The sequence below is a fragment of the Streptococcus suis genome, assembly GCF_046032115.1.
Classification (GTDB): domain Bacteria; phylum Bacillota; class Bacilli; order Lactobacillales; family Streptococcaceae; genus Streptococcus; species Streptococcus suis_AJ.
Genome location: NZ_JARQOZ010000005.1, coordinates 55,129 through 72,294, shown reverse-complemented (window position 1 = coordinate 72,294; position 17,166 = coordinate 55,129). Strand labels below are relative to the sequence as shown.

The 17,166-nt window shown below is 41.6% G+C and carries 21 protein-coding genes; 3 read left to right on the top strand and 18 right to left on the bottom strand.

The window, feature by feature from the left end:
* Positions 1–92 precede the first annotated feature (92 nt).
* The 11 genes from yidD to P7J36_RS03020 all read right to left on the bottom strand — a co-directional run bounded on the left by yidD (position 93) and on the right by P7J36_RS03020 (position 7,488).
* Complete coding sequence (yidD, locus tag P7J36_RS03070) at positions 93–332, bottom strand: membrane protein insertion efficiency factor YidD (RefSeq protein WP_408551108.1); 240 nt, start codon at positions 330–332, stop codon at positions 93–95.
* A complete protein-coding gene (locus P7J36_RS03065) occupies positions 332–1,063 on the bottom strand; it encodes a pseudouridine synthase (protein WP_408551107.1) in 732 nt (243 codons plus the stop codon). The genes yidD and P7J36_RS03065 overlap by 1 nt, the downstream gene beginning before the upstream one ends.
* Positions 1,053–1,622 carry an SMC-Scp complex subunit ScpB gene (gene scpB, locus P7J36_RS03060; RefSeq protein ID WP_408562427.1) on the bottom strand — a complete coding sequence of 190 codons (570 nt, stop codon included), beginning with the start codon at positions 1,620–1,622 and terminating at the stop codon, positions 1,053–1,055. Before scpB ends, P7J36_RS03065 begins: the two co-directional genes overlap by 11 nt.
* Positions 1,606–2,325, bottom strand: a complete 720-nt coding sequence (locus P7J36_RS03055) for a segregation/condensation protein A (protein ID WP_024378618.1) — start codon at positions 2,323–2,325, stop codon at positions 1,606–1,608. The genes scpB and P7J36_RS03055 overlap by 17 nt, the downstream gene beginning before the upstream one ends.
* On the bottom strand, positions 2,325–3,056 hold the full coding sequence (gene xerD / locus P7J36_RS03050; protein WP_024375834.1) for a site-specific tyrosine recombinase XerD: 732 nt from the start codon (positions 3,054–3,056) through the stop codon (positions 2,325–2,327). The genes P7J36_RS03055 and xerD overlap by 1 nt, the downstream gene beginning before the upstream one ends.
* Positions 3,053–3,511, bottom strand: a complete 459-nt coding sequence (gene cbpB, locus P7J36_RS03045) for a cyclic-di-AMP-binding protein CbpB (protein ID WP_024378617.1) — start codon at positions 3,509–3,511, stop codon at positions 3,053–3,055. Before cbpB ends, xerD begins: the two co-directional genes overlap by 4 nt.
* Complete coding sequence (locus P7J36_RS03040) at positions 3,508–4,035, bottom strand: metallophosphoesterase (RefSeq protein WP_024378616.1); 528 nt, start codon at positions 4,033–4,035, stop codon at positions 3,508–3,510. The genes cbpB and P7J36_RS03040 overlap by 4 nt, the downstream gene beginning before the upstream one ends.
* On the bottom strand, positions 4,008–5,018 hold the full coding sequence (locus tag P7J36_RS03035) for a nucleoside-triphosphate diphosphatase (protein WP_408562426.1): 1,011 nt from the start codon (positions 5,016–5,018) through the stop codon (positions 4,008–4,010). Before P7J36_RS03035 ends, P7J36_RS03040 begins: the two co-directional genes overlap by 28 nt.
* Positions 5,015–5,809, bottom strand: coding sequence for a glutamate racemase (gene racE / locus P7J36_RS03030; protein WP_408551102.1), 795 nt, complete (start codon positions 5,807–5,809; stop codon positions 5,015–5,017). Before racE ends, P7J36_RS03035 begins: the two co-directional genes overlap by 4 nt.
* Positions 5,810–5,898: 89 nt before the next feature.
* A complete protein-coding gene (locus P7J36_RS03025) occupies positions 5,899–6,141 on the bottom strand; it encodes a YneF family protein (protein WP_408551101.1) in 243 nt (80 codons plus the stop codon).
* A gap of 99 nt (positions 6,142–6,240) precedes the next feature.
* Positions 6,241–7,488 carry a diaminopimelate decarboxylase gene (locus P7J36_RS03020; protein WP_408551100.1) on the bottom strand — a complete coding sequence of 416 codons (1,248 nt, stop codon included), beginning with the start codon at positions 7,486–7,488 and terminating at the stop codon, positions 6,241–6,243.
* A gap of 133 nt (positions 7,489–7,621) precedes the next feature.
* On the opposite strand from P7J36_RS03020, the gene pepC reads away from it, so the two are divergent.
* On the top strand, positions 7,622–8,953 hold the full coding sequence (gene pepC, locus P7J36_RS03015; protein ID WP_024391151.1) for an aminopeptidase C: 1,332 nt from the start codon (positions 7,622–7,624) through the stop codon (positions 8,951–8,953).
* 49 nt (positions 8,954–9,002) lie between these two features.
* Here the strand turns inward: pepC and P7J36_RS03010 are convergent, their stop codons facing one another.
* Genes P7J36_RS03010 through P7J36_RS03000 form a run of 3 tightly spaced genes read right to left on the bottom strand, consistent with a single transcriptional unit; the run spans position 9,003 to position 10,996 of the window.
* Complete coding sequence (locus P7J36_RS03010; protein WP_009910586.1) at positions 9,003–9,704, bottom strand: Bax inhibitor-1/YccA family protein; 702 nt, start codon at positions 9,702–9,704, stop codon at positions 9,003–9,005.
* A gap of 21 nt (positions 9,705–9,725) precedes the next feature.
* A complete protein-coding gene (locus P7J36_RS03005) occupies positions 9,726–10,208 on the bottom strand; it encodes an HD domain-containing protein (protein WP_002942738.1) in 483 nt (160 codons plus the stop codon).
* A gap of 47 nt (positions 10,209–10,255) precedes the next feature.
* A complete protein-coding gene (locus P7J36_RS03000; RefSeq protein WP_408551099.1) occupies positions 10,256–10,996 on the bottom strand; it encodes a TrmH family RNA methyltransferase in 741 nt (246 codons plus the stop codon).
* A gap of 130 nt (positions 10,997–11,126) precedes the next feature.
* Here P7J36_RS03000 and P7J36_RS02995 point away from each other — a divergent pair, with 130 nt between their 5' ends.
* Positions 11,127–11,408 (top strand): acylphosphatase, encoded by a 282-nt coding sequence (locus P7J36_RS02995; protein WP_002942735.1) that lies wholly within the window; start codon positions 11,127–11,129, stop codon positions 11,406–11,408.
* Positions 11,409–11,474: 66 nt separating this feature from the next.
* Entirely contained in the window at positions 11,475–12,389 is a 915-nt protein-coding gene (yidC, locus tag P7J36_RS02990; protein WP_024399634.1) for a membrane protein insertase YidC, read from the top strand.
* A 458-nt stretch (positions 12,390–12,847) separates the two neighbouring features.
* On the opposite strand, the gene greA is transcribed toward yidC, so the two are convergent.
* From greA to murC, 4 genes are all read right to left on the bottom strand, one after another.
* Complete coding sequence (greA, locus tag P7J36_RS02985; protein ID WP_002938298.1) at positions 12,848–13,330, bottom strand: transcription elongation factor GreA; 483 nt, start codon at positions 13,328–13,330, stop codon at positions 12,848–12,850.
* 73 nt (positions 13,331–13,403) lie between these two features.
* Complete coding sequence (gene mltG / locus P7J36_RS02980) at positions 13,404–15,221, bottom strand: endolytic transglycosylase MltG (protein WP_408551098.1); 1,818 nt, start codon at positions 15,219–15,221, stop codon at positions 13,404–13,406.
* A 71-nt stretch (positions 15,222–15,292) separates the two neighbouring features.
* Positions 15,293–15,778 carry a GNAT family N-acetyltransferase gene (locus P7J36_RS02975; RefSeq protein WP_024375822.1) on the bottom strand — a complete coding sequence of 162 codons (486 nt, stop codon included), beginning with the start codon at positions 15,776–15,778 and terminating at the stop codon, positions 15,293–15,295.
* 55 nt (positions 15,779–15,833) lie between these two features.
* Positions 15,834–17,165 carry a UDP-N-acetylmuramate--L-alanine ligase gene (gene murC, locus P7J36_RS02970; protein WP_029944131.1) on the bottom strand — a complete coding sequence of 444 codons (1,332 nt, stop codon included), beginning with the start codon at positions 17,163–17,165 and terminating at the stop codon, positions 15,834–15,836.
* Position 17,166: the final 1 nt, after the last annotated feature.

Below are 17,166 nucleotides of genomic sequence, written 5' to 3'. Positions count from 1 at the left end.
AATGATGTTAGTATGATATTATGAATAAATCATAAACATACATTTCGACGCTTGAATTCTGAATAAATATCCAAAAGAAAAAGTAGGTTGCCCTACTTCTGTATATGACGCTTCAAGCTAAACCTGTCCGGGACAGGATCTTCTCCCCCTTCCACAAAGGGATGGCAACGCCCAATACGAGCCAGCCCCATCAAAAAGCCCTTGAGACCATGTTTCTGCAAGGCCTCAATCATATAAGCTGAACAAGTCGGCCGATAGCGACAGGAGGGCGGAAATAGGGGAGAAATGAATTTCTGATAGAATCGGACTAAGCCGATTAATAATCTCGTCATTATTTTTTCACAGGCTTGGTAACAGCCAAGGTATGCAGTTTGCTGATGTCTTTTTTGTTGAGCTTGCGGTATTCTCCTGGACGTAGACCGGTCAAGTCCAAATTCCCAAAGCGGGTACGAGAGAGTTTGTCCACCTGTAAACCAACTGCTTCAAACATTTTCTTAACTTGATGATTGCGTCCTTCATGGATCGTTAATTCCACAACTGAGCGGTTCTTAACGGGATCCACCTTGATAATCTCATATACTGCTGGCTTGGTTTTCTTGCCATCAATGACGACACCACGGGTCAAGGGACGCAAGACTTCCTTGTTGGCAACCCCTTTGACACGCGCCAAGTACACCTTATCAATCTCATTACGTGGATGAATCATCTCATCCGTAAAATCACCGTCATTGGTCAAAATTAGGACACCTGAAGTATCCCAGTCCAAACGACCAACAGGATAAATCCGTTCTTTGACTGTTGGCAACAAGTCCACAACAGTCTTTCGTCCCTTGTCGTCTGACACACTGGAAATAACACCTTTCGGCTTATGGAGTAGGTAATACACTTTCTCCTCGTTGTAAATCGGCTGGCCTTCTACTTCTACCTTGTCTCCCGACTTAATGGTCGTTGCCAATTCGCGAACAACTTGACCATTAACGGTTACCAAGCCCTGCTTAATCAATTCTTCTGCCTTACGACGACTGGCTACACCAGCGTGGGCAATGTATTTGTTAATTCTCATCTTCTAACTCATTTCTTTCTATGAATAGCTCAGTTTCTTGCTCAACCAAGTCGATTTCAGACACATCTGGCAATTCTTCTAGGCTATTGATTCCCATGTAATCCAGGAAATACTCCGTCGTGACATAGAGATTGGGTCTACCAAGAACCTCTTTCTTCCCATTCTCACGGATAAGGTCAAAGGCCTGTAACTTACTGATGGCACCGCTGGAATTGACCCCACGAATATCATCGACTTCAATCCGAGTAATCGGCTGTTTGTAGGCAACGATCGACAAGGTTTCCAAAAGAGCTCTGGACATAGTCTGATTGATTGGTGTTTTGGCATAGATACGCAGAAGGTTTGCATACTCTTTTTTAGTGACCAACTTGTAGCGATTGGAAGACTCTAAGATGGCTAAGCCTGAGGCTTTGTCTGCCATATATTTCTCACTAAGTTTCTCTAACTGCTGGCTGACAGCTGTGGGCTGCAATTCCAACATTTCAGCCAAATTGCGCAAACTCAAGCCATCCTCACCTGCCACAAAAAGCAGGACTTCGATTTCAGCTAAGCGATTCATCTTCACTCCTTACTAGATAAATATCTCCAAAAGTCTCTGTCTGCTCCAAGACGATTTCATGAACCTTGACCAATTCCAAAGTCGCAAGGAAGATCGTAATCATTTCATTGACATCTTGACTTTCTTGAAAAAGCTGACGGAGTTCAAGGCGTGGAACTGTCTCGAAACGACTGCGAACAAAGTCCATCATGTCTTCGATTTTATATTCATCACGGGCAATGGTCGCATGAGACTGACGAAGGCTTGCCTGTTTTTCAGCCATTACTTTAGAAAAAGCTAGGAAAATGTCAATGACGGTCTTATCCTTGGCTAACTGTACATCATCATAAATCAAATCTAATTTGGGTTTTGAAAAATAGTTGGCCCGTTCATCATGTTGCTCCCCTAATTTCTCACTGAGAAGCTTGAACTTGCGGTATTCTTCCAACTGGTCCAAGAGGTCCATTTCAGGATCATCTTCGGGATCAATTTGCTCAACAACCTTCGGCAATAACCGACGACTTTTGATGACCATCAATTGACTAGCCATGAGCATATATTCTCCCGCCAACTCTAAACGCATGGCTTGCAAGGTAGCAATGTAGGCCAAATATTGCTCGATAACCTCTGTAATTGGAACCTCGTAAATATCTACTTGATACTTGGACACCAGGTGTAGTAGGAGATCAAGTGGCCCTTCAAAATCTTTTAATTTTATATCCATTATCTAAATTTTTCCAAACTCATGCTTGTTTTCAGTCCCAACTGCTTGGCGATTTGGTCCAAGGATTTTCCTTCGTCTATCTGTTTTAGAATATACTGCTCCCGCAATTTTTGGGCTGTCCAATCAGGCTTGCCGATGGACTGGACAAATTCTGTCAGACGATTAAAAAACCATTGACGAGAATAGGTCTGTCCCTTCTTATCGAAGACATAGCGTCCAGACAGATGAGACTCCATATAGGGTATCAATTCCTTGGGTAGAGTGAGCACGCGCTTGGTTGCTCCCTTCTCAACTGTCAGGACTTGAAAATCCAGATTGACCTGCTGACTAGTCAGCTCTGCTATTTCACTAGGAGTCAGCCCTAGTAAGGCAATCAAAAGAGCAATCAGTTGCCCATCAAGCCAAGGACTTTCTTGAAAGAGGAGAGTTAAATCCTCACGCTCCAGTTTCTTTTTGACGCTGGCTGGACCTGACATCGTTTGTAATTTATAAAAACGATCCAGGAGATTATTTTCATAAAGAAAGTAGAGAAATTGATTGACCGCTGACATTTTTCTTTTCTGAGCAGCAGGCTTCAAGTCTAGAAGAGACTGCTGATAGACCCAAAGAGACTGTTGGCTAATCTCCCCCTTTGTTACTGTCACAAACTGCTGCAGGTCATAGGTATAGGACTTTTGGCTGTTGACACTGACCTTTTTGCTCTGGATAAAAGATTCAATCGCCTGCTTCATTTCTTGCCTTCTTTTGATGCTAGGGGAAAATTATGCAAGAGGGCATTAATGGCTTTGAGAATGGATTTGCGGGTAATAATGCCTAGAAATTCTCTGTTTTCCCCTAGAACAGGTAGGAAAGATTGATCTACTAGCTTGCGCATCACTTCTGTCAAATCATAATCCAGACCAACCGTCTCTTCATCTGTCTTAGCAATCAAGGAAATATCTCTGTTTAACTCATCATCCGATAGTTCATTTTCAGCTTGATATTTAATGATTTCCGTCAAGCCGATGGTTCCAAAAAAGCGGCCATCTTCTGTTACCACGGGTACGCGTGAATAGGTCATGTGACTGAGTAACAGTTTTGCATGGTCAATATTATGCGTATCAATAATTACTGCCAATTTATCCGCTGGTGTCAAGAAAGTTTCTTCCTGGTCCAATAAAAAGGCTTCAAATTCTCTTGCAATCATCTTGAAATATCCTTTGTCAATGCTGGGTAAAGTTGGTGCTGTCGATTATAGTAATCCACATGGAAGTGATCATCATAGATGGTCACAAGAGCATAGAGACATTCTCTGACCAAACCACGAGGTTGACTAACGGAGCCAGGATTGAGGAAGAGGGTCTTGCCACGCACTTCGGCATCAGGCACATGCAGATGCCCATACAAGCAAATATCCGCATCAACTTCCTGTGCCCAATAATCCAACCGTTGCCAGCCGTAATTAATGCCATAAAGATGACCATGAGTCTGAGCGATAGTCACACCATCCAATTGAGTAATGAGCTGGTCAGGGTAACCACCAAAATAGTCGCAGTTGCCATTGACCACTTGAATGCCGTCCCACAAACTATCTTGACTGTCCAGCTCCGAATCACCATTGTGAAAGATAGCATCGACCTTGCCAAGATAATGACGTTTAATATCCTCTACAATCTGTCTATCCCCATGAGAGTCGCTCATGACTAGGATTGTTTTGCTTGCTCCTGCCATACTGGAAATGCCTCCACTAATTTTTCTAGTGCTTGTGCACGATGGGAAATCTTATTCTTTTCTTCTAGGGTTAATTCTGCCGAGGTCTTACCTGTTTCACCTACGAGGAAAAGTGGATCATATCCAAACCCATTTTCCCCACGGAGATCCATACCGATAAAGCCTTCCCAGTCCGCTTCGACAACCAAACTATCACGATTTGGAGCAGCCATGACTAGAGTACAATGGAATTGTGCCGAACGATTTTTCAAGTCGAAGACCATAGCCAACTCGTGCAAAAGTTTTGCATTATTGAGCTCATCTGTGGCATCTGGACCTGAAAAACGGGCAGACCAAACTCCTGGCAGTCCGCCAAGTGCATCAACCTTCAAACCAGAATCATCTGCCAAGACCATCTTGCCTGTCAGCTCTGCTATGGTTTCAGCCTTGAGCCGTGCATTTTCCTCAAAAGTCATCCCTGTTTCTGCTACATCTGGCAGGTCAGGATAGTTGTTGAGGTTCTCGACCTGGTAGCCAAAACGCTCAAAAAACTTACGGAATTCCTTGGTCTTACCTTCATTTTTTGTAGCAATTAAGATGGTATCTCCTACGCTTGCCAATCCCTTGTCTTGACCGAAGAAATCTGCCGTGCTAACTCCTGCTTGGGGCAGATGGACTAAGAGAAGTTTGTCGTTCTCTGTTACCAGAATAGCTCCTTGGTGTTGGAGAACCTTGAACTGACGATTGTTTAACTCATTCAAAATACCACAGGCAAATTGGAAGAGGGCAAAGTCCGACTGAAGTTTAATCACTTCAATTTTGACACACTGGTTAAAGTTCTCATCATCATAATTACCTGCAATCAGTTTGTCAAACAATTGACCAATCTGGTAAATTTCCTGCTCTCTCCCATTTTCACCAAATGAACCAAATAGGTTAGCAAAGCTAGCCTTTCCAATAAACCAATTGTGTTCATCTCTGTATTCGTATATCTTGTCTGTCATAGTTCTACATGCTCCACATGAATATCAATGCCCATCCAGCTTTCAGCTATTTCTTTAAAAGCTGCCGGACTAGCTGTTGTGTAAAATCTGTGCTGAATATCCTTTTCGGTTCGGCTGCGGTTGATTTGAAAGTAATTTAATAAAACAGAAATATCCCGTGCACACTCTGCACCACTGTCAATCAACTTGACATCCTTGCCCATGGCATTCTGGATGATAGGGCGAAGCAGAGGATAATGGGTGCAGCCCAAAACCAAGGTGTCCACTTTCCCAACGAGTGGTCGAAGTGTCTCATAAACAACCTTTTTGGCAAGACTGGATTGGTAGCTATTGGACTCAACCAGAGGGGCAAACTTGGGACAGGCCAGACTGTCTACCTGCGTTTCTGGAGAAAGGGCCTGAATTTTTTCACGATAGATATCGGATTGAATAGTCATAGCCGTTCCTAAGACACCAACCTTACCAGTTTGCGTTGCCTTGATAGCTGCCGAAGCACCTGGTAAAATTACACCCAAAACAGGAATATCCAACTTTTCCTTGACTTCTTCCCAGGCTACCGCTGTTGCCGTATTGCAGGCAAAAACAATCATTTTTACATTTTTTGTCAAAAGGAAATGGACCAACTGCCAAGTATATTCTCTGATTTGTTCCGCTGGACGGGGACCATAAGGTGCCCGTGCCGAGTCCCCGATATAAACGATTTCTTCATGGGGAAGTTGGCGCATTAACTCACGCGCAACCGTTAATCCCCCCACACCTGAATCTAAAAAACCTATTGGTCGATTATCCATACTACTGAGAATAGCCAGAAAATCTGACTAGCCTTTCTTTTCTACTCAAAAAATGGGATCTGGGAATGAATATCCCAGTCCCAGTTTGATTATTTTTTCTTGCTTGCCACTTTTTGTTGGCTCTTGATTTGGCGTAGTACTTGTTGTACCTTTGCTTCGCTTGGTTTTTGACCCATTTGACTCATCATCAAACGAAGGGCATTTTCATCCAAAATCGGCTTATCAGCGATGAATTTTTCCACTTGTTTACGTGACAAGTAAATACCGAGGGCAACCCCACCAGCAAGTGCTAAGATAACCAATAAAATAACAATTCCAATATGTACTGACATAATGTGTCAATCTCCTGACTTTTCTTTATACATTTCTGCTTAGCGAGAACCTGTCTCAACTGACACTATTATACCAAATTAAGACAGTTTTTCCAAGACTTACCTGTCAAATTCAAAACCGTAAATAGTTGCGAAATAGTCCTCAGGAGTTTCAGCCCGACGAATCATACGCGCTCCGCCATTTTCCTCCAAAAGAATCTCTGCTGAACGCAGACGACCATTATAGTTGTAGCCCATAGAGAAGCCGTGGGCTCCACTGTCATGAATGACCAAGGTGTCACCTACTTCTGCCCGTGGTAATTCACGATTGACTGCAAACTTGTCGTTGTTTTCACAGAGGGAACCAGCCACATCCACCACTTCGATTGGGGCATCTGGGCGGGTGATGTTGGTGATATGGTGGTAGGCGCCATAGAAGGCTGGGCGCATGAGGTTGGCAGCTGATGCATCGACACCGATATAGGTACGATAGGTTTCCTTACGGTGAAGGACCTTAGTAATCAAGTGACCGTGTGGAGCCAACATAAAACGTCCCAATTCCGTAAAGATTTTGACATGTCCCATACCAGCTGGCGTGAGAATTTCCTCGTAGACCTTACGAACTCCCTCACCAATGACAGCAATGTCGTTTGGTTCTTGCTCTGGACGATAGTTGACACCAATCCCGCCTGAGAGGTTGATAAAGTCTAAGGTCACACCTGTTTCCTCACGGATTTCCAAGGCCAATTCAAAGAGTTGGCGAGCTAAGACAGGGTAGTAGTCATTGGTAACAGTGTTTGAGGCCAGAAAGGCATGGATTCCAAATTCCTTGACACCCAGTTCTTTTAGCTCCTTATAGCCTTTCATCAACTGGTCCTTGGTCATCCCAAATTTAGACTCTTCTGGGTGGTCCATAATATCCGTTCCCAGCGAGAAGACCCCACCTGGATTGTAACGGAGGCAGACCGTTTCTGGGATTCCAGCAACATTTTTCAAAAATTCAATATGCTCATAGGCATCCAGGTTAATAGTCGCCCCAACTTTTCTGGCATAGACAAATTCTTGCGCTTGGGTATCATTGGATGTGAACATGATGTCCTTAAAGCCCAGTTTTTCACTCATCAACACTTCTACATCCGTTGCACAGTCAACTCCACAGCCTTCTTCTTGAAGAATTTTTAAAATAGCTGGAGTTGGAGTCGCCTTGACCGCAAAATATTCCTTAAAGCCCTTGTTCCATGAAAAAGCCGCATTAAGGGCACGGGCCTTCTCACGAATACCTTTTTCATCATACAAATGGAATGGAGTCGGAAATTGCTCCGTAATGGTTTCTAAAACTTCTTTACTAACAAATGGTGTCTTGGTCATGTCGCTACCTCATCAAATATTTTTCCTATTATATCACAAATATGTGAGGAACTATAGCTTTCAACTCCACCAAATACTTGCAAAATAAATTACGAGCGTTATAATGTGAATATCATTAAAAAAGGAGTAATATATGTCAACATTAGATTTTGATTTTACAGAACGCTTGTATGCCAACTATCTAGCTAATCCAAGCCTGCAGGCAACCGAAAATGCCGTGAGCCACAACGGACTTTTGAAATCCTTAGAAACACGCCAAAGCGCCATCGACAATGACTATGTCTTTTCAATCGACTTGACCAAGGACGCTGTTTCAAACCAAAAGGCTTCTGGACGTTGCTGGATGTTTGCTGCATTGAATACCTTCCGCCACAAGCTCATCTCAGACTTCAAACTGGAAAATTTTGAGCTATCACAAGCCCATACCTTCTTTTGGGATAAATATGAAAAGTCCAACTGGTTCCTCGAACAAATCATCGCCACAGCTGACCAAGAAATTGGTAGCCGTAAGGTAAAATTCTTATTGGATACCCCGCAACAAGATGGCGGTCAATGGGATATGGTTGTTGCTCTATTTGAAAAATATGGTGTGGTACCGAAATCCGTCTATCCAGAATCTATCTCATCCAGTGCCAGCCGTGAGCTTAATCAGTACCTTAACAAATTGCTCCGTCAAGATGCACAAATCTTGCGAGACCTCCTTGCCAAAGGAGCTTCCTCGGAAGAAGTTCAAGTACAAAAAGAAAACTTGCTTCAAGAAATCTTTAACTTCCTAGCCGTCAACCTTGGACTCCCTCCACGCAGCTTTGATTTTGCATATAGAGATAAAGACAATGTCTATCACCGTGATACAAATGTAACACCTCAGGCATTCTACGAGAAATACGTTGGTTTGAAACTATCTGACTATGTCTCCATTATCAACGCTCCTACAACTGACAAACCCTACAATAAATCTTATACAGTCGAATTGTTGGGGAACGTTGTTGGCGCCCCTGCTGTCCGCTACCTCAATGTAGAAATGAACCGTTTTAAAGAACTGGCTATTGCCCAACTCAAAGCTGGTGAGTCCGTTTGGTTTGGTTCCGATGTCGGTCAAAGTAGCAATCGTCAAACTGGTATTATGGCAACCAACACCTACGACTTCTCTTCAGGTCTGGGTATCCATTTCCATCAAGACAAGGCTGGAAGATTAGACTACTCCGAAAGTTTGATGACCCACGCTATGGTCTTAACTGGTGTTGATTTAGACGATAATGAGCAACCTCTCAAATGGAAAGTAGAAAACTCTTGGGGTGACAAGGTTGGGGACAAGGGATACTTCGTCGCATCAGATAGCTGGATGGACGAGTATACTTATCAGATTGTTGTCCGAAAAGAATTCCTCACACCAGAAGAACTAGCAGCTTATCAAGCTCAACCACAAGTCCTTGCCCCATGGGATCCAATGGGAGCTCTAGCATAACAAACGACATATAAAAAAAGAGGGCACCCCTCTTTTTTATATGTCATAATTAGTCTCTACTCAAACCACCAAAGATACGGAGTAGGTTGAGGAAGAGGTTGATGAAGTCAAGATAGAGCTGAAGCGCCATGGATACGACCCAACCTTGGCCAACATTACCACCAGTTTGTTCGAAAACATTGCGGATACGTTGGTTATCATAAGCAATCAAACCTGAGAATACCAAAACAGAAATGATAGACATCATAAAGCTTAGACCTGAGCTACGAAGGAAGATATTAATAACACTTGCAATAATAATTCCCCATAGAGCTGCACGCAATGCCTGAGCCATACCAGAAAGATCCTTCTTCGTTGTCATCCCAATTACAGCCATGATAGCAAACATGAGAGCCGCTGACACGAAGGCGAGCACAACTGTTTCGCTAGTATAGAACATCAAAATCATGCTGATGGTAATCCCATTTGTTACTGAGTAGGCAAGAAACATTGGTAGAGCCATTGGGCTATTTTTAGCTGCCATTGCTGAAGCAGAAACAACCAAGGCAATCTGACCAATCATAATCAGCATCATGATGATGGAACCTGCACTCAGCAGACTAAGCAATAAAGATTGAAAGACGGTCACAGCCAAGAAAGAAACTAGAGCTGATAGACCAATTCCCATGGCAACCACACCATAAATTTTACCGAAGAAACGGTTGAGGGCGGTATTATCCACCTGATTAATAATAAATGAATCGTTATTCATACTATTCTCCTTTAAATCATTTTATTGAAACCGAAAGACCTTACGATTTTTCCACTTGTGTTGTAAGGGCAGACTCCACTCTCTCACAGCCCAATACTTATCCACACATGTCACAATCCAAGATTCCTTGTAGCGAGGAGGAGCGATTGTCGCACCAAACATATGCTTCACAATGATGTCTTCTTCTAGTTTATTGAGTTGAATGAGTTTCTGAGCATTGCGTTTAGCAATTCGTGGATGAACCCAAGCATGGCTCTTGTTGAATTTGGTATCTCTCCAATCATAGAAGAATAAATCATGCAATAGACCACCACGAGCTGTTGACTTGGCATCCCAACCAAATTTTTTCGCAATCTTATAGCTTGTATAAGAGACATTTATGGAATGTTCCAAGCGCGTGGAGTAATAATGATGAGGGATTTTCCCCAATTTTTGCACCTTGGGTGTGGCAATCAAGTGCCCCACGTAATGCATGTATTCTTTATCTTGTTTATATGCAACCATTCTTTGAACCTCGTTGGAATATTATACCACACTATAGTACACTTGGCTTAAATAAAGCTAAACAATAAAATTCCTGCTGCAATCGCCACATTGAGGCTTTCCGCCTGCCCTGGCATGGTGATGTGAACAAGTTGATCCGCCTCATCGGCTACAAAAGTTGAAATTCCTTGACCTTCATTTCCCATGACCAAGGCAAAACTCGGATTTGGCGTAACTTCCTTATAATCAACCGACTGACTAGAGAGGGTTGTTGCCAAGATTTGTATCTGATTGCTTTTTAAAGCAGAAAAAATAGCAGTCATCGGCATTCGATAAACTGGCAAGTGGAAATGACTCCCTTGCATGGAACGCAGAACTTTCATATTGTAAATATCTGCCGACTTATCCGATAGGAATACTCCATCAAAACCAGCTGCATCAGCTGTACGAATCATGGTACCAACATTTCCAGGGTCCTGCACATCCTCCAGAACCAAAAATTTTCCTGTTAAGACATCGGGTAAGGTCTGATTTGGTAAGGACAGTTGAGCTACTACCCCTTGCGGTGTCCGTGAGTCTGCCAAATCCTGCATAATATCTGAACTGACAACTGTTACATTGGATAAGCCAGCAACCCGATGAACATGTTCTTCTGATACCAAAATGTGTTCAATACTTGCACCAGCAGCCAAAGCCTCTTCTAACAAATGCCAACCTTCAATCAAATAAGAAGAAGTACGGTATTTTTTCTGTTGTAATTTCTTAACCTGCTTGACCAAATGATTGGCCTTTGAGCGAATGATCTCCATGAATGCCCCTTTTTCTTTTACTGCTCAGCAACCTCAATTTTCCAACGGCTAAATCAATTATCTTGATTTTTGAACAGTCTTACCCAACCATGATATAATAAAGTAAATGTCTTGTCAAAAGGAGAAACTTATGCGAAAGGTAAAAATGATTGCATCTGGTCGTGTGCAAGGAGTCGGCTTTCGTTGGTCTGTTCAATTTTTAGCTGTGGAAATAGGCGACATCTACGGCAGAGTTTGGAATAATGATGATGGAACTGTCACCATTTTAGCTCAGTCAGACAATGCTGAGAAGCTCAGCCATTTTATCCATGAAATTCGGAAAGGGCCTTCTCGTATGGCCAAAGTCACCTATCTCGATGTCACCCTAGCCAACTTCGAAGACTATAAGGATTTTCAGGTGGCTTATAGATAAAACTTGTATATTTTGAACAAAAAAAGTAAAATAGAATGTATCTTGTAAAAAAAGGAATGTATCATTTTGAAAAAGAATAAACGAATTTTATTAACAGGTCTAGCCCTGTCTACGCTAGTATTTCTATCAGGATGTGTGCAGACAAAGAACGGTGTTCCTACTGGTGAAGGTTGGGTCTACAACTTCCTTGTTGCCCCAATGGGAAACTTGATTAAATTCTTCGCTGAAAACCAAGGACTCGGTTTCGGTGTTGCTATAATTATCGTGACATTGATTGTTCGTCTCTTCATCATGCCACTAGGTATTTACCAATCTTGGAAATCAACCTATCAGTCTGAGAAAATGAATTACCTCAAACCAATTTTAGGTCCAATCCAAGAACGCATGAAAAATGCAAGTTCTCAAGAAGAGCAATTGGCTGCCCAACAGGAATACTTTGCTGCTCAAAAACAATATGGTGTCAGTGTATTTGGTGGAATGGGCTGCCTTCCTATCTTGATTCAAATGCCATTCTTCACGGCACTCTTCTATGCAGCTCGTTACACAGAAGGAATCTCAGAAGCAACCTTCCTTGGCATTGATCTCGGTTCTGCAAGTCTCATTCTAACAGCTATTGCTGGTATCCTCTACTACGCTCAATCACTTCTGATGCAAGTCGGTATGGACGAAGAACAGAAGAAACAAATGAGAGCTGTGGCAATCATGAACCCATTGATGATTGTTATGTTCTCTTGGTCTTCACCTGCTGGTGTTACCCTCTACTGGGTAGTCGGTGGATTTATCGGTCTTATTCAACAAGCTCTTACAAACTTCATCTTGAAACCACGTATCCGTGCTAAGGTTGAAGAAGAATTTAAAAATAATCCTCCAAAACCATATAAATCAACTATCAAGGATGTAACTCCTAAAGCATCCGCTATCATCGAAGAAAAAACGTCTAAGAAATCAAACCGTAACGCCGGTAAACAACGTTCTAGATAAAAAATCGCAACCATCTGTTTCAGATGGTTGTTTTCTTATATAGTATGTTTATACTCATTTAAAATCAAAATTAGCTATCTACTAATCAAATTGTATATAGAGAATTTCAATTTTGAAGTTGTCGAAAAGAGAATGGCTAGTCAAAATCTATGATTTCCAATCTGAGCTTAGATATTGAAATTTTACACATAGAAATTGACCTCAATATGCTATTTTTGATTTTTATTGAGTATTAGTTTACTTTTTGTACTTGCTCCAACTATCTGGGAAATAGTTGGAGGTTGGAAATAGGGGGTGGGAAAGGAGCTCAACCATTCATAGAAGAGTTCGTCAACAATTTTTCGTTTTAAGTTGTTGAGCTGAATCGAACTCTGTTCGCCTCAGTGCTCGTCGAAGGAATCAAAGAGCCTACTAAACGACTATACAAAAAGAGAGAATCTTTCGACTCTCTCCACACCTTATTTCGTTTTTTCAACCTTCAAGATTTTTACATCATAGCTACCAGCAGGGGTTTCAATTGTTGCAACATCTCCTGTTTTTTTACCAATCAAAGCATGACCAATTGGGCTTTCATTTGAAATCTTGTTTGCAAAGGCATCTGCACCTGCAGCACCAACGATATGATAGACTTCTTCCTCGGTCTCACCAACTTCTTGAACAGTCACAGTCTTACCAATTGCCACTTCATCCGCCGCAACTGCATCACTGTTTACGATTTCAGCATAGCGAATTTTTGTTTCGATTGTTGAGATTTGACCTTCAACAAAAGCCTGTTCATCTTTAGCTGCTTCGTACTCAGAGTTTTCTGAAAGGTCTCCGTAAGAACGAGCAATTTTAATACGTTCAACAATTTCTGGTCGACGAACTAGCTTTAGTTCCTCTAGTTCTTTTTCTAGTTTTTCCTTTTCTTCCAAGGTCATTGGATATGTTTTTTCTGCCATTTGTCTTTCCTTTTCTTTTATTTTTCATGAAAACAAAATTATGTGGAAAACCACATAATTTTGTTGTAAAAATTTACTCATTATTAAGATGTGCATTTACATACTTAGCAACGTTTTGGTTATGTTCATCAATATTATTTGTAAAGTAAACATTTCCAGTTGTAACATCTGCTACAAAGTAAAGATAGTCTGTCGTGTTGGCATTAATCACTGCCTCGATAGCCGAAAGGCTTGGACTATCCACTGGTCCAGGCAGCAATCCTGGTGTCCAATAAATGTTGTATGGTGACTCAATTGATGTATCAATCGCTGCATCTTCTGCCAAAGTTGTTTCTTGACCAAGTTTACCCTGAGCATACAAGATTGCAATATTGGATTGTAGAGGCATTGCTGCATTCAAGCGGTTAAAGAAGACACTTGCAATGTTTCGACGATCTTCATCAGTCGAACCTTCTTTTTCAACCAAAGATGCCAAGGTAAGAACTTCATTTACAGTCAAATTCTTAGCAGCAATCGTTTCATAATATGGTTGTAAACGATTATCCATCGCGGCAATCATTTGCTCAACGAGCTCTTCGATAGTTGTTTCATCGCTGTATTCATAAACCGCTGGGAAGAGGTAACCTTCCAACTGATAAATAACTCCACTATCAGCAGCTGGTAAGCTGGCAAACAATTTTGGATAAGTAGCAACCATTCGATTAATAAAATCTTGGTTGGTCACAGTAGCCATAAATTGTTCTGTGGTAAATGGTGTTTTATCATTTTTATCTTCTGTCTTGGTATTATCTGTAATAGCCTGAGCAATTTGTGTCAGTGTATACCCTTCAACAATCAAAATCTTACCTGCGGCTTCTTTTTGAGCTGTCGGAGTGCCACTTTCTTGAAGTGCTTTGGCGATGTCATCCACAGACATATTTTGTTTTAAATTATAAAAACCACTTTGGAAATTATTATAGCTCTTAATTTTAGAGTAGTAATTAAAAATAGTAGCATTCTTAATCAACTTGTTATCAACTAAAATTTTACCAATTTCTAAAGTTGAAGACCCTTCTGGAATCTCTACCTGAATAGCTTCTGTAGCTTTGGTATTGACTGGTTCTAGACTAGATTTTACCCACATATAGCCAGTAAGACCTGTCACTAGAACCGCCACTACAATAATCGACATGATAACAGAGACAATGCGTTTCGCAGCGTTATCTTGTTTTTTACGACGTTGCTTGCTTGTTCTGTGGGTTGTTCTTCTTCTAGGTTGTGTTTCCTGCATCTGCTTGTCTACTTCTGGAACAATAGCCGTTGTCTTTGGAGCTATAATTGTTTCTTCCAGTGAGATAACCTCTGTATCACCCGTTACAGCTGATACATCTTCCGTTGGAAATTCCAAAAATGTATCTTCCAAAGAAGACTTCTCTGAAAGGACAGGCTCAACTGGTTCGGAAACCAACGAGCTTGATGGAGCCTCATCAAATTCTACAGTATTAGCAGCTACAAGGTTTCGTAGCTCTTCCAAGTTCCGCTCCACCGTATCTTGAGGAACCGGACTTGAAATGACTTCTTTTTCAATCTCAAAAGTCTCTGGAGTAGCCAAAGTTTCTGATGTTGGCTCTTCAATACTTTCCGTCATCACTTCTGATTCTTGCTGTTCTTCTGGCAAGTATGAATCAGGAAAAGCAATACCTTCTACTTTTACAATTTCAGGCTCTCTATGGAGGGCTTTTTCTTCGGCAAGACTAGGCTGGAGCTCGTTGATAATTTCGTTACGCTTATCAACAAGAACATCCGCTGATTGTTCCGCCAAACGTTTCACCTTCAATTCTTCCAAATCTCGTAAAATTTGAGCGCGGAAGCTTGAAGACTGCGTGTTTTTTTCATTCGTATCCTTTGTCACGCTGTTACTCCTTTCACACAGTTACTATACATTATATCTTAAAGGCTTATGAATTGCAAGAACTTCCCTTTCTACAAGGCTTTCCAGTACATATCACTCCACATTTGTCCTCCAAATTGCGACAAGGAGGGGCCAAAGTCTTCAAACTGGTTCATTTCATAGTAGCCAATCAAATACTCCTTACAGGTTAGAGCAATGCCTTCAAATCCTCCCGCTAAAGCCACTTCTTTTATGGCTGCCAACAAAAGAGTTCCCACTCCCTGTCCCTTATAGGTATCCGCTACGGAGAGACTGGCAATAGCTAGGTGACCGCCTGTCGGCATGTCACTCTCTGTCAAGTAAAAAATATCGTCTGTAACAGTCTGCGAAACAGAGGGACAGGATAATAAATATCCTGCTATTTCCCCATCGTGTTCCATTATTAAACAGGTTTTACTCAAAGCATTCAGATAAATGGCAAGAACAGACTCAGCTATCCGTTCCTCTTTAGAAAAATTGGCATTTTCAATCAAAACAACTTGTTCTAAATCCGAAGGAGTAGCAAAACGAATTTCCATAATTTTCTCCCTTATATAGCGGAAAAACAGGGGCCATAGGCCTCCGTCTTTCTTTTTATTGGACGTTATTTGTAAGATTTGACAAGAGTCTTTCGAAGGAATATTCATAGGACTGAATATCACCAGCGCCCATAAATACATATACTGCATTGTCATGGTCTAAAAGTGGTGAAGTGTTTTCAACTGTAACAAGTCCACCTTTTTTGTTGATTTTAGCCGCCAAATCTTCTACCTTAACCTGACCATTGTCTGTTTCACGCGCTGAGCCATAAATTTGAGCAAGGTAAACTGCATCTGCTCCATTCAAAGCATCTGCAAACTCATCGAGAAGCGCAATGGTACGAGTGAATGTATGTGGTTGGAAGATGGCTACCAACTCCTTGCTAGGATACTTCTGACGTGCCGCATCAATGGTTGCAATGATTTCCGTTGGATGGTGAGCAAAGTCATCAATGATAACAGTATCATTGACAATTTTCTCCGTAAAGCGACGTTTGACACCTCCAAATGTCTTCAAGTGTTCTGCAACCAGTTGCAAATCAAATCCAGCAATATAGAGATTAGCAATAACAGCTGTTGCATTCATCACATTATGCTTGCCAAAGGTTGGAATTTGGAATTCTCCCAACTCTTCTTCACCATGGCGAACTTTGAATTGTGAACCACTTGTAGAAGGCTTCAAGTCATAGGCAACAAAATCATTATTGTCTTCCAAGCCATAATAGTAGATTGGAGCATTTGCCGTGATACGACGAAGTTGCTCATCTTCACCAAAAACGAAGAGAGCTTTTTTTACTTGCTTCGCATAATCATTGAAAGCATTGAAAACATCCTCTAGACTAGTGAAATAATCTGGATGGTCAAAATCAATATTGGTAATGATGCTGTATTCAGGATGGTATGGGGCAAAGTGGCGTTCGTATTCATCGGATTCGAACACAAAATACTGAGCATTTGCCGAACCGCGACCAGTACCATCACCAATTAAGAAGGTAGTATCTGTGATATTGCGCATAACATGTGCCAATAATCCCGTTGTGGAGGTCTTACCATGGGCACCAGCAACACCGAGGCTCGTAAAACCTTTCATAAATTCACCTAGAAATTCATGGTAACGTTTGTAGGTATAGCCCTGGGCATCAGCATAAGCGATTTCCACATTGTTATCTGGACGAAAAGCATTACCAGCAATCAATTCAACATCTGCTGTAATATTTTTCTCATCAAACGGTAAAATCTGAATCCCAGCTTGTTCAAGCCCACGTTGTGTAAAGTAGTATTTCTCTACATCACTACCTTGAACCTTGTGCCCCATTTGATGCAACATAAGAGCAAGTGCGCTCATACCTGATCCCTTAATTCCGATAAAATGATAGGTTTTTGTCATG